Origin of the sequence: Paraburkholderia sp. HC6.4b (genome assembly GCF_014200875.1) — a bacterium.
Lineage (GTDB): Bacteria > Pseudomonadota > Gammaproteobacteria > Burkholderiales > Burkholderiaceae > Paraburkholderia > Paraburkholderia tuberum.
This window is the reverse complement of sequence record NZ_JACHDC010000006.1, coordinates 270,058-282,576: the sequence shown is the minus strand read 5'-3', so window position 1 is coordinate 282,576 and position 12,519 is coordinate 270,058. Positions and strand designations below refer to the sequence as shown.

Genomic DNA, 12,519 nt, shown 5'->3' with positions numbered 1-12,519 from the left:
CGATGATGAATACGCTCAATCGAATCGATCCGCGCCGGCCGTTCACGGTGACGGCACAGGGACTCAGGCGCATCACGCTCGGCGTCGTTGGCATCGCGGACGCCGGCGGCAGTGCGTCGCCAGCGGATGCGCGTCACGCCGCGCATCGCGAACAGCCGAAGCCGCGCCGCACGACGGCCGCGCCGCGCCATGTGCTGCTGGTCGCGGCGCACGCGGAGCGCGGCGCGCTCGATGAACATGCGCGCCAGACGCTCGCGGCCGCCGCGCTGATCGCGGACATGCACAGCGAAGTCGTGCTGCTGGTGTTCGGCGAATTCACCGGCGATGCCGCCGCGCTCGGCGCCGACAAGCTGATCGAATTGCCGATGTTCGATCGCCGCACGTACGCGCCGAACGATGAACTGAATGCGCTGGCGGCCTGCGTCGCGGCCTATGCGCCAGCCCATGTCTTGCTGCCCGACAACGCGACCGGCGACGGCGACCTCGGCCGCCGCTATGCGGCGGTGGCCGAGGCAAGCGTCGCGACGCACGTCGTCGAGATCGCTGCCGGGCACGTGTGCACCTATATTCGCGCGAATACGGCGCTCGCCAGCCGCGCGCTGCCCGAGGTCGTGCTGCTCGAGCCGAATGCGGTCGATCCGAAGCTGCCGTTCGTCGGCGCGGGCGAGCGGGTCGCGTGGCGCTTCGAGCGCGAAGCGGACAGCACGGTCGCGCAACGAGCGATACAAGATCTCGGCATCGACGAAATCGACGCGGCGCAGGTCGCGCTGGAGGAGGCGGATTTCATCGTGTCGGCGGGCAACGGCGTCAGCGACGTGCCCGCGTTCGAGCGACTCGCGACGACCCTCGGCGCGGCGATCGGTGCCAGCCGGGTTGCCGTCGACGACGGCAAGTTCACGCGCGACAAGCAGATCGGCGCGACCGGCAAGACCGTCGAGGCGAGCGTGTATATCGCGTTCGGCATCTCGGGGGCGGTGCAGCATCTGCAAGGCATCAAGGATTGCCGCCATGTGATCGCGGTGAATCTCGACGCGAGCGCGCCGATCGCGAAGCGCGCGAATCTGACGGTGATCGCCGACGCGCAGGAAACCATCGCGGCGCTCAACGAGGCGGCGGCCGCGGCGCGCGGTGCCCGCGCGACCTCGGCCGCGCTGCTGCGGCCGGGCAAGCTTGCCGAAGGAGTGCTCGCATGAAGATCGCCGTGCTGGTTTCAGTCGGACGTCACCCGGTCAGCGGCGTCGCGCGCTACAGCCGCAACGATGCGGCGGCGTTGACGCTGGCGCTGTCGCTCGTCAGAACGCATGGCGCGACGCTCGACGTGCTGCACGCGGGCGATCCGTCGAACGCCGCGTTGAACGAGTATCTGGCGCTCGGCGCGCGTTCGGTCGAAGTGCTCGAGATGCCGCCCGACGCCGATCCTGCGCCGCAACTCGCCGGGCGTTTGCGTGGCTACGAGCTGGTGCTGACCGGCACGCGCGCCGAAGGCGGTTTCGATAGCGGCATGCTGCCGTATCGCGTCGCGCGTGCGCTGGCGGTGCCGCTCGTCGGCGCCGCCGTCGATGTGGCGCTGCGCGACGGTCGAGCGCAGGTCCGGCAGTTCATGCCGAAGGGCCTGCGACGGCGCGTCGAAGTGCGGCTGCCGGCATTGGTTGCCGTGCATCCGCTCGCGAACGTCGCGACGTCGTACGCATATGCACGGATGCGCGAAGGCACGATCGAGCGCGCCGTCGCGCCGCTCGCCGACGCGCGGCACGGCACCACTCCCGAACAGTCCGCATGGACGATCGGCCCCGCCACAGCGAAACCGGTGCGCCTCGCCGCCGCCGAAAAGCGCTCAGGCCACGCGCGCATGCTGTCGGCGACGACGACCGAGAGCCGCGGCGGCAGCGTCGTAATTGAAGGGAGTTCCGTCGAAAAAGCACAAGTGATACTCGCGTATTTGCGCGAGCATCAACTGGTGGATTACTGAATTCCGGCTCGGGCCAGCATGCGACCAGGAGGGCCTGGCGCGGCGCCAGACGTGACACGCAACGGAGCAAACAATGAAAGTTTCCGCAGACGTTCGCGCAATGATCGAACGCCGCAAGCAGAATTACACGCTGGAAGCGCCGTTCTATACCAGCGAGCCCATCTTCGCGCTCGACATCGACGCGATTTTCCGTCGGCACTGGATTCAGGTCGCGGTCGAGCCCGACGTGCCCGAGCCGGGCGACTATGTGACGGTCGAGATCGGCGACGATTCGATCCTGATCGTGCGCGACGACGATATGCGGGTGCGTGCGTTTCATAACGTATGCCGCCACCGCGGCGCGCGTCTGTGCAATACCGGCAAGGGCTCGCTCGGCAATATCGTCTGTCCGTATCACAGCTGGACGTATAGCCTCAATGGCGACCTGATGTTCGCCGAGCACATGGGCGAGCAGTTCGAGCGCTGCAAACATAGTCTGAAAGCGGTGCATGTCGAAAATCTCGCCGGACTGATTTTCATCTGCCTCGCCGAGCAGCCGCCCGCCGATTTCGCCGTGATGCGCGCCGCGATGGAACCGTATCTGTTGCCGCACGATCTGGCCGGCTGCAAGATCGCCGCGTCGATCGACATCATCGAGGAGGGCAACTGGAAGCTGACGATGGAAAACAATCGCGAGTGCTATCACTGCGTCGCGAACCATCCGGAGCTGACCATCTCGCTGTACGAATACGGTTTCGGTTATCAGCGCACGCCGGCGAACGAGGAGGGCATGGCCGCGTTCGAGACGACGGTCGCGCGCCGCACCGCGCAGTGGGAGGCGATGCAGTTGCCGTCGGCGGAAATCGAGCGGCTCGCCGACCTGGTCACCGGGTTTCGTACGCAACGTCTGCCGCTCGATCGCGACGGCGAATCGCAGACGCTCGACGCGAAGGTCGCCTCGAAGAAGCTGCTCGGCGGTTTCAAGCATGCGGATCTCGGCGGCCTGTCGTTCTGGACCCAGCCGAACTCGTGGCATCACTTCATGAGCGACCACATCGTCAGTTTCTCGGTGATTCCGCTGTCGGCCGGCAAGACGCTGGTGCGCACCAAATGGCTCGTGCACAAGGACGCGCGCGAAGGCATCGATTACGACCTCGACAATCTGACCGCCGTGTGGCGCGCGACCAACGACCAGGATCGCGCGCTCGTCGAATATTCGCAGCGCGGCGCGACGAGCAGCGCGTATGAGCCGGGTCCTTATTCGCCGTTCACCGAAGGACTCGTCGAAAAGTTCTGCGAGTGGTATATCGGCCGTCTCGCGGATTACGACGCGAACTCGCGGGCGGTGCACGACGAGAAAGTCGTGTCGTTCGTGCGCTGAGCGCAAGACCGCAATGAGGAGCGGGGGGACAACCATGATGCGCGATCAGGCCATGTTTCAACCGGACATCGAGCAGACTTCGCAGAATCCAGCTGACGCGCCGAGCCGCGTCACGCAGCCGCGCTTCTGGGACGCGCTGCCGGCGCGCTGGAACAGCGACGCCGACGACACGCTGGAGTGCTGCCAGGTTCGCAGCGAAACGCACGACGTGAAGAGTTTCTTCTTCCGCGCGCCATCCGGTCGGGCGTTCGTGTTCGAGCCGGGGCAATTCATCACGCTGGAGTTGGAGATTGACGGCGAGCGCGTCAATCGCTGCTATACGATCTCGTCTGCGCCCACCCGGCCGCATACGATTTCGATCACCGTCAAGCGTGTGCCGGGCGGCCCGGTGTCCAACTGGCTGCACGACCATCTGCATGCGGGTATGCAGGTACGCGTGCTGGGCCCAGCCGGCGAATTCACCTGCGCGCGGCATCCGGCGCGCAAGTTGCTGTTTTTGTCGGCGGGCTCGGGCATCACGCCGCTGATGTCGATGAGCCGCGCGCATCATGAACTCGGCGAGGACAGCGATATCGTCTTCGTGCACAGCGCGCGCACGCCGGACGACATCATCTTCGCGCGCGAGCTCGATCTGATCGCCGCCAATCAGGCGCATTTCCGCACCGCGTTCGTCTGCGAACGCGTGGGCGCGCGCACCAATTGGCCCGGCATCACCGGCTTTCTGACGCTGCCGCTGCTGAAACTGATTGCGCCGGATTTTCTGGAGCGCGAGATTTTCACGTGCGGCCCCGCGCCGTATATGCAGGCGGTGCGCAATCTGCTCGATGAAGGCGGCTTCGATCGCCAGCACTATCACGAGGAAAGCTTCTCGTTCGAGACCGTCAGCGAAGTGGCCGCGCAATTGGCCGAAGCGCATGTCGCGCACACGCTGAGCGATGCGTGCGCGCCGGCCGAAACCGCCACGCGTTTCAAGGTGAGCTTTACGCGCAGTCATCGCGAGATCGAGTGCGGCGGCGGCCAGCATGTGCTCGATGCGGCGAAGCAGGCGGGCGTGCGGCTGCCGGCGTCGTGCACGCAAGGCATGTGCGGCACCTGCAAGGTGAAGCTCGTGTCCGGCGAAGTGGCGATGAAGCACGCGGGCGGTATCCGTCAGCGCGAGATCGATCAGGGCATGGTGCTGCTGTGCTGTAGCAAGCCGCTGACCGATCTCGTCGTCGACAAGTAATACGACTGATAACACCGCAAGAACACGGCAAACACTGGGCGGATTTGCGTGGATGTCGCATGCGGACAACTGCATGTCGAAAAACAACGCTACCCGGCAATTCTGGTTGGCGATTCTAAATACGCGATGTGCGGTTCGATGGCAAACGCGTCAATGGGCAAATGGATCAACGGGAGAACGTCGATGAGACTGATCGGAAAGGTAGTGGTGGCAAGCGCGTTGGGGGTGATGCTGGCGGCGGTCAGTGCGGGCGTGTCGGCCGATTCGAAACCGACCATCAAGATCGGTTACGTGGAGGGCTGGGACGATAGCGTGGCGACCTCGAACGTGGCTGCCGAGGTGATCGAAAAACGCCTCGGCTATCAGGTGCAACTGGTGCCGGTGGCGGCCGGCGTGATGTGGCAGGGCGTGGCGCGCGGCGATCTCGACGCGACGCTGTCCGCGTGGCTGCCGGTCACGCACGGCGCCTACTGGAACAACTTCAAGGACAAGGTGGTCGACCTCGGGCCGAACTTCAACGACGCGAAGATCGGTCTGATCGTGCCGGACAACGCGGACGTGAAGAGCGTCGGCGATCTGCAGGCGAAGAAGGCGGAGTTCGGCGCGCGCATCGTCGGCATCGACGCCGGCGCGGGTGTGATGCAGAAAACTAGCGAGGCGATCAAGGCCTATGGGCTCGACTATCAGCTGATGCCGAGTTCCGGAAGCGCGATGACCGCCGAACTGGCGCGCTCGGAGGCGGCCAGCAAGCCGATCATCGTGACCGGATGGAAGCCGCACTGGATGTTCGCCAAGTACAAGCTGAAATTCCTCGACGATCCGAAGAAGGTATTCGGTGAAGCCGAGCACGTGGACAGTGTGGTGAATCCCGAGCTCGAGAAAAAAGCGCCGACAGTGGTCGCGTTCCTGAAGAAGTTCCAATGGAAGCCGGGCGAGATCGACACGGTGATGCTGGCCACGCAGAATGGCGAAAAGCCGGCTGCAGCGGCCGACGCGTGGGTCAGCGCGCATGCGGACCGGGTGGATAGCTGGGTGAAGTAACTCGGCCACGCGTCGGCGCAGCACACGAAAACGCCGCTTTTCAGCGGCGTTTTTCTGTTTACCGCAGCACGACGGTGCGCTCGCCATTGATGAACACACGCCGCTCGACGAACGCCTTGACCGCGCGCGCGAGCGTAATGCATTCGACGTCGCGTCCGGTCGTCAGCAGCCGTTCGGGGCTGTACGAGTGATCGACCGGTTCGACTCCCTGCTCGATGATCGGACCTTCGTCGAGATCGTCGGTGACGAAATGCGCGGTGGCGCCGATTACCTTGACGCCGCGCGCATGGGCCTGATGATACGGTCTCGCGCCCTTGAAACCGGGTAGGAACGAATGGTGGATATTGATCGCGCGCCCGGCGAGCGCCCGGCTCGTTTCGGCGGACAGGATCTGCATGTAGCGCGCGAGAATCAGCAGTTCCGCGCCGGACGTATCGAACAGCTCGAGCAGGCCGGCTTCCTGTTGTGGCTTCGTGTCGGTTGTAATCGGCAGATGATGGAACGGCAGGCCGTGCGCTCGCGCGAGCGGTTCGAGATCGCGATGATTGGAGCCGATGCCGACGATGTCCATCTTCAGTTCGCCCATGCGCCAGCGAAACAGCAGGTCGGCGAGACAGTGTTCGAGCCTGGAAACCATGATCAGGACTTTCGGCCGGCTCGACAGATCGTGGATCGCCCACGTCATCCGGAAGCGTTCGGCGATCGGCGCGAATTCCTGCTTCAGCGTGGCGATCTGCAGCGCATCGTCGCGATCGACGTGGTGAAACACGCAGCGCACGAAAAATCGCTCGCTCAGTTCGTCGTCGAATACGGTGAGTTCGTCGACATAGCAACGATGCCTTTCGAGAAAGCCAGCGACGGCGGCAACCTGGCCCGCCGCGCTCGGACACGCGACGGTGAGAACCCCTTGAGCAGGACGGGAAATGGCGGACATAAGCTCTCCACATTGACGATCAGGCGAGGCCGCGGGGTGCGGCGCGCATCGTCGCAGTAGAGCAAATCGGGCGATAACGCGGATAGAAGCTAACCGCCGTTGCGCTGGAATGGGAGCGCCAGAAGGATCTGCCGTGCTAATCCGCAGGCCCCGCCGCGAGCCTTCGCTTCAGTGTATCGATCAACGCGCGCACCTTCGCCGGCGGGTGACTCGTCGGCGGGAACACGGCCTGAATGCTCGCCGGTGCGCTCGCCCATTCGGGCAGCAGCCGGATCAGCCGTCCCGCCGCGACGTCGTCCGCGATCGAAAAATCCGTCAACAGACCGATGCCGCCGCCCGCGAGCGTCGCCGCGCGGCAGGCATCGGCCGTGTTGACGCGCAACGCGGACGCGCAGCGCACGCTCGCGATCTTGCCGTCGACGTGCCGCAAGTCGAGCGTCAACGGATGCGGCAGCACCGACAACGCGCAATAGGGCAGCGTCTCCAGCGCGGCCGGCGTGCCCGGCGCGCCCCACGTCCGCAGGAACTCCGGACTCGCGACGAGCCATTTGACGAAGCTGCCGAGCTTCACCGCGCGATAGTTGGAATCCGCGAGGCGACCAAGCCGGATCGCTACATCGATGCCATCGGCGATCAGATCGACGTAGCGGTCGCTGCTCAGCAGCTCGACGTCGAGCTGCGCATGCGTGCGACGCAGTTCGACCAGCGCGGGCGCGACGACGAGCGTGCCGTAGTCGTTCGGCGCACTGACGCGCAGCGTGCCGCGCACCGGTGAGGTTTCCCCGCCGAGCGCGTTCAGCGCGTCCTCGGTGGCGCGCAGGATCTTCACGCTCGCCTCGTAGAACGTGCGGCCCGCCTCGGTGACGCCGAGCCGCCGGGTGGTGCGCACCAGCAGGCTCGCGCCGACTTCCGCCTCGAGCCTCTGCATGTGCGTGCTGACCATCGTCTTCGCGAGCCCGAGCCGCGTCGCGGCGGCGCTCAGCGAGCCCGCGTCGATGACCGCGACGAAGATCGCGAGGCGGTTCAGGTTCACGTTGCGCACATCGGCCATGATCGATTGTCCATTCTCGCTTGACTGTGTTTCCCGGATTATCGGGCTTCCGCGCGACAGTGCCTACGCCTTATGCTGGGCGTGTCATTCAACGTATCCGGAGCCATCCATGCCCGCTGCCAGACCCGCCGAGCCTATCAAGCTGTATACGACGCTGCTTTCAGGCCACGGTCATCGCGTGAAGCTGTTTCTGACGCTGCTCGATCTGCCGTTCGAGGTCGTCGAACTGAACATGAAGGCGGGCGGCAACCGCAAGCCCGAGTACCTCGCGCTGAACCCATTCGGTCAGGTGCCGACGATTCAGGACGGCGAGCTCACGCTGTTCGATTCGAACGCGATTCTGGTCTATCTGGCGAAGCGCTATGGCGACGCATCGTGGCTGCCGGACGATCCGCGCGGCGCCGCGGCGGTGCAGCGCTGGCTGTCGCTCGCGGCTGGCCAGATCGCCTACGGGCCGTGCGCGGCGCGGCTCGTGACCGTGTTCGGCGCGCCGCTCGACCACGAACGTGCGAAGCAGATCGCCGTCAAGCTGTTCGACGTGATCGACGAGGAGCTTGCCGGTAAGCCGTTCGTGGCTGGTGCGCACGTCACGATCGCCGACATTGCCGCGCACACGTATATCGCTCACGCGCCCGAGGGCGGCGTGTCGTTGCAGCCGTATCCGAACATTCGCGCGTGGCTGCAGCGCGTGGAGGCACTGCCGCGTTTCATCGCGATGCCTTCGACGAAGGCGGGCTTGCTGGCGGCGTGATACGCGTTGACGGCTGCGTCAGATCTTGCAAAGGAGTCCGATCATGTCCGAGTTCGTCCCGTTGAATAACTGGGGAAGCGACGCGTCGCCGTTTCATGCCGGCGAGCAGGATGCGCAGCAGCGCGCGGGTGTGCGTGAGGTGGCCGAGTCGATGGGACGTCGGGGCATTCGCCGATTCATGCCTGAGCAGCATCGCGAGTTCTTTGCCGCGCAGCCGTTCGTCGTGATTGGCGGCGTCGATGCGAGCGCTCAGCCGTGGGCGACGCTGCGTGCGGGTGCGCCGGGTTTCGTCTCGTCACCGGATGCGGGGACACTGCGCATCGAAGGTGGCACATTGGCTGGCGATCCGCTCGCCGCGGGTTGGCGCGAAGGCGCGCAGCTTGGTGCGCTGGGCATCGAGCCGCGTACGCGGCGGCGCAATCGGGCAAATGGCGTCGTCCGGTCCGTGGCAGGCGACACGTTGCAGGTCGAAGTCATGCAGAGCTTCGGCAATTGCCCGAAGTATATCCAGAGCCGCGCGCCGTCTTTCATCGAGCGGGACGCGGCCGCGACGCGCGCGCAGCCCGAAATCGCCACGCTTCTGAGCAGTGCCGACCGCGAGTTGCTCGCGAGCGCGGACACCTTCTTTATCGCCAGCGCGAATCTGAGCGAGGAAGCGGGACCGGGAAAGGGGATCGACGTTTCCCATCGCGGCGGTGCGCCGGGCTTCGTGCGCGTGGACGACGCAACTACGCTGACCACGCCCGACTACAGCGGCAACCGCTTTTTCAACACGATCGGCAACCTCGTGCACGATCCGCGCGCGGGTCTGCTGTTTATCGACTTCGCAACCGGCGATCTGCTTTATCTGGCGGTGCTAGCAGAGATCATCTGGGACGGCGACGAACTCGCGGCGTTTGCGGGCGCGCAGCGGCTCGTGCGGTTTCATGTGAGCGAAGTGCGGCGCAGTCGCGGCGCGTTGCCGTTCCAATGGTCGGAGGTCGAACTGGCGCCGCAGTTTCTGCCAAAGGTTCGAGAAAGCGCCTGAGCCGATGCGCACGCGCGTGCTTTAGCTGGGTGCGGCCGCCGTTTTACTGCGCATTCCGGCCGAGCCGATAAGACACGCCGAGTCTGGTGGCCAGTTGCCATACATAGACTCGCGAGTACGAAATGCCAAACTGACGGCTTATCAGCTCGCGCATGCGCGCATTGCTCCAGCCATCGGCGTCGAAGCCGTAGTCCCGCGGCGAGGCCCTCAGCGCCTGGGCCAACCAGTCCAGATCCGCCACCGCGAGTGCGGAATGGCGGCCGCCGACGCTCATGTTTCTCAGCGCCTCGAGCCCGCCTTGCTCCAACAGCTTGCGATATCGCTCGACGGTGGTCTTGGCCATCCCCATCTGTCTCGCGACCTCGGCCGCAGCGACGCCGTCGAGCAGTTTCTTGCCCGCCGTGAGACGCCGCGCGACGGTCGGCAAATCGTCATTTGGTCGATGCATCGGAGAACTCCGCCGTTGGGTCGCTGACCGGACTGCAATCGGTTATGGGGTAGACAGTGAGGAGGGCGCGCCACCTACAGATAATCGAAAAGTCGCCCGTTGTGTCCAAAAGAATAAAAAATCAATCGCGTCTTTCCTCTGATAGAAAATCACGCAAGCCGCCCGTAAGGCGGTTACGCGATGTTTTCTTTCTAAAATCTTAAATATCTCTCTTGCGATTGAATTTAACGTTTGCTAACCTGATTGACGTGATTTCAAACAGTCGGCTCGCTCTGGCAGCCCGGATAGCGCTAGGCCGCATACGGCTTGACGTCGGGCGCTTTTAAGTGCGGGCAGCAGGTCGGAAGACTGAACCGTTTGAGTGCGCGGATTCCTGTTTTGCGAATGTAATTGGAATGCATTTTTCGGTGCAGGGTGGCGATTCGCCGAAAGCTGCGAAAAGGTGCTGAAGATTGAAAATCCTTCGCGGCGTTTTTCCAGCGGATTATATGTAAACGGGACATTCGCGCAGAGTGGCGTTGTGAAGCCCGAATCCAGTAACCACCCGCTTAATTTTAGCTGCGTCGTTCAATACCGGAAATATTTTATGCCGGGCAGTTTCCGACTCGATACGCATAACCGCGATAAAAGCTGACAGCGCTTTCATCGGTTGCCATTGGGCGCTTGCAAGCAGGCGGTAAGGAGAACGACATGAACATGGATAGGACCCGCGATATTGCCGCGATGCTACTGCGTGCCGCGAAACGCAAAAGACTCGTGACTTATCAGGAACTGCACGCGCTTTTCGGTCGCGACGAACCGTTGCAAAGCCGCTATCGCGCATTGGAGGACGCGGCGCGCTCACTGAGCGATTGCGCGTCGCTCGACTACGGCTGCCTGATGAGCCTCGACAACGGCCTGCCGGGCGATGACTTCTTTAATCGCTTCAGGCACGGCAGGCCGCGTGAGTACGAAAAGGTGATGGGCTTCGGATCGGCGGGACGCTCGATGACGAAGAAGCGACTGATTGCGGATGCCGAGCGTCTGCGCGTGTTCGAACATGCATCTCAGATCGCGGCAAGTGGGAGGGTGGCGAACACGTTGCGCCCGTACGCCACGTCGAAATGCACGTAGCCCATTCACAGTCGCTCAACGACGACACGCTCGCCGGTTGAGAGAAATGCGAAACGTCTCTAAGCCACAAGGCAATAGCCGACGATAAAAATCCGCGCGAGCTGCGATAGCGGCATTGGCTTTCGCTACCAAGCTTATTCTTGTGGTGCGCAAAGCAGTATTTAACAGTTGTCTAATTTCGGCATGTGGCGTGCATAAATTAATCTGTACGCACGGCCGCGTCTTAATTCGTGAGGGCTCTGATTGGGCCCGCCATAGAAATTGGAATTGAATTGCCGCGCCAGTTTTGTTGATCACTGAACCGGGCTGCACCCGGTGTCAGTTGTGGCAGGCGAAAGAGTCGCGGTTCGGACGATTCGCGATGGTCACCGGGCATCGGTGTGCATCGCTTGTGGCGGAGGGCCGACACGCGGCACGCGCATCGACGGTAGCACGTGCATGCGTACTGGAAGCCTTTTCCGAAGAATTGTCAATTTGACATAAGACAAATTATCAACGTTTTGATGTGTTACGGCAGAGCTGTAATGTCGTACCTAAGCAAAGCTGAAGCGTCGCAGTCGCAGCATTTTCCAAATCGGCCCAACGAGATTTACCAAAGCTGTCAGAGAAATCCGCTTTAGATTTAATGATCGAGCTCAATCGCCTGAGGACTTTATGTACGCTGGCGCACATTGTGCGCGCCTCGGAGGGAATATTTTTCAATACGGTCGTAGAACAAAAAGCGAATGGAAATTTGGGCTATGGACACCCTGACAGACGTGCGTGGGCATACAGAGACTAAGCGGATTCGAATCGACAAAAGCGTCGCGTTGAACTCTTTTGATGACGTGATTCCGCAGGAGACGATCGTCGAAATCAACGACTTCATCGACCACCTGTTTGGCACGACGGCACCGCGCTCGCAGTCCGGCGCAAAGATTGCAGAGATGCTGCGTCGCGGTCAGGCCTTTCGCGAACTCGAACAGACGATCTGCGCGAATGCGCGCGCGATGGCCGCGAAGTTCGGTCGGACAAACTTACCGACTGAGCCGTTCCACGTACTGCGCTGTGCGAGCAAGACTTCGTTAGCCGAGAGCCACTGCCGCCACTACGACTCGCACCTGCTGACGCTGCTGATTCCGCTTCAGCTCGCACCCGACGGAGTTCACAACGGCGACCTCGTGATGTACCGCAAGCCGCGCCTGTCCGTAACGACGCTGACCAACATGATCTGCAAGATGCGCCATGGCTTCCTGCAAAGCCTGCCGCTCAGCTGGCGCAGCTGGCATACCTTGCATGATCTGCGTGTCGGCAACTGCAAGCGCATTCCGGTCAAGCCGGGCAGCGTCTACGAATTCAACGGCTTCGCACTTCAGCATGCGAACCTCGACGTACAGAACGGACAGCGGCGCACGCTCCTCATTCACTACTACGACCCAGGCCACTCGCTCGGTCTGAGCGGCGTGCTGCGGCGCGGACGGATCGGCTGAGGTCCGCCCCGCAAGCCTGAAATCGTCCACGTTGGCTTGTCGATTCCGCAATCGCACATCGTAAGTCCTCCTGAATCGAACCAGAGGCCTTGCTTGCGATCGCCCGCCATCGCACTGCCCTATCGCGCCGA

The 12,519-nt window shown here is 63.0% G+C and carries 12 protein-coding genes; 9 read left to right on the top strand and 3 right to left on the bottom strand.

All coding sequences use genetic code 11. The features are described from left to right. Positions 1-5 precede the first annotated feature (5 nt). The 5 genes from HDG34_RS11925 to HDG34_RS11905 all read left to right on the top strand — a co-directional run bounded on the left by HDG34_RS11925 (position 6) and on the right by HDG34_RS11905 (position 5,595). The gene (locus tag HDG34_RS11925; protein ID WP_184060324.1) at positions 6-1,193 is read left to right on the top strand and encodes an electron transfer flavoprotein subunit alpha/FixB family protein; all 1,188 of its coding nucleotides are present in this window, start codon (positions 6-8) and stop codon (positions 1,191-1,193) included. Beyond that, positions 1,190-1,969, top strand: coding sequence for an electron transfer flavoprotein subunit beta/FixA family protein (locus HDG34_RS11920; protein ID WP_184060206.1), 780 nt, complete (start codon positions 1,190-1,192; stop codon positions 1,967-1,969). Before HDG34_RS11925 ends, HDG34_RS11920 begins: the two co-directional genes overlap by 4 nt. Before the next feature lie 73 nt (positions 1,970-2,042). Next, complete coding sequence (locus HDG34_RS11915; protein ID WP_184060204.1) at positions 2,043-3,329, top strand: SRPBCC family protein; 1,287 nt, start codon at positions 2,043-2,045, stop codon at positions 3,327-3,329. A 34-nt stretch (positions 3,330-3,363) separates the two neighbouring features. Then, positions 3,364-4,554 (top strand): hybrid-cluster NAD(P)-dependent oxidoreductase, encoded by a 1,191-nt coding sequence (locus tag HDG34_RS11910; protein WP_184060202.1) that lies wholly within the window; start codon positions 3,364-3,366, stop codon positions 4,552-4,554. A gap of 183 nt (positions 4,555-4,737) precedes the next feature. Then, complete coding sequence (locus HDG34_RS11905; protein WP_090810004.1) at positions 4,738-5,595, top strand: glycine betaine ABC transporter substrate-binding protein; 858 nt, start codon at positions 4,738-4,740, stop codon at positions 5,593-5,595. A gap of 58 nt (positions 5,596-5,653) precedes the next feature. Here HDG34_RS11905 and purU read toward each other — a convergent pair whose 3' ends face one another. Both purU and HDG34_RS11895 read right to left on the bottom strand, forming a co-directional pair. Continuing rightward, positions 5,654-6,529 (bottom strand): formyltetrahydrofolate deformylase, encoded by an 876-nt coding sequence (gene purU / locus HDG34_RS11900; RefSeq protein ID WP_184060200.1) that lies wholly within the window; start codon positions 6,527-6,529, stop codon positions 5,654-5,656. A gap of 136 nt (positions 6,530-6,665) precedes the next feature. Continuing rightward, positions 6,666-7,580: a LysR family transcriptional regulator gene (locus HDG34_RS11895; RefSeq protein WP_184060198.1), complete on the bottom strand. Its 915-nt coding sequence runs from the start codon at positions 7,578-7,580 to the stop codon at positions 6,666-6,668. Between the two features lie 109 nt (positions 7,581-7,689). On the opposite strand from HDG34_RS11895, the gene HDG34_RS11890 reads away from it, so the two are divergent. Continuing rightward, on the top strand, positions 7,690-8,331 hold the full coding sequence (locus HDG34_RS11890; protein ID WP_184060196.1) for a glutathione S-transferase family protein: 642 nt from the start codon (positions 7,690-7,692) through the stop codon (positions 8,329-8,331). 43 nt (positions 8,332-8,374) lie between these two features. Further along, positions 8,375-9,358, top strand: coding sequence for a pyridoxamine 5'-phosphate oxidase family protein (locus tag HDG34_RS11885; protein ID WP_184060194.1), 984 nt, complete (start codon positions 8,375-8,377; stop codon positions 9,356-9,358). Positions 9,359-9,401: 43 nt separating this feature from the next. Here the strand turns inward: HDG34_RS11885 and HDG34_RS11880 are convergent, their stop codons facing one another. Continuing rightward, the gene (locus HDG34_RS11880; RefSeq protein WP_090809994.1) at positions 9,402-9,806 is read right to left on the bottom strand and encodes a helix-turn-helix domain-containing protein; all 405 of its coding nucleotides are present in this window, start codon (positions 9,804-9,806) and stop codon (positions 9,402-9,404) included. A 690-nt stretch (positions 9,807-10,496) separates the two neighbouring features. Between HDG34_RS11880 and HDG34_RS11875 the strand changes: the two genes are divergently transcribed. Both HDG34_RS11875 and HDG34_RS11870 read left to right on the top strand, forming a co-directional pair. Next, on the top strand, positions 10,497-10,919 hold the full coding sequence (locus HDG34_RS11875) for a hypothetical protein (RefSeq protein WP_184038385.1): 423 nt from the start codon (positions 10,497-10,499) through the stop codon (positions 10,917-10,919). A 740-nt stretch (positions 10,920-11,659) separates the two neighbouring features. After that, positions 11,660-12,388, top strand: coding sequence for a hypothetical protein (locus HDG34_RS11870; protein ID WP_184060192.1), 729 nt, complete (start codon positions 11,660-11,662; stop codon positions 12,386-12,388). The last annotated feature ends 131 nt before the right edge of the window (positions 12,389-12,519 follow it).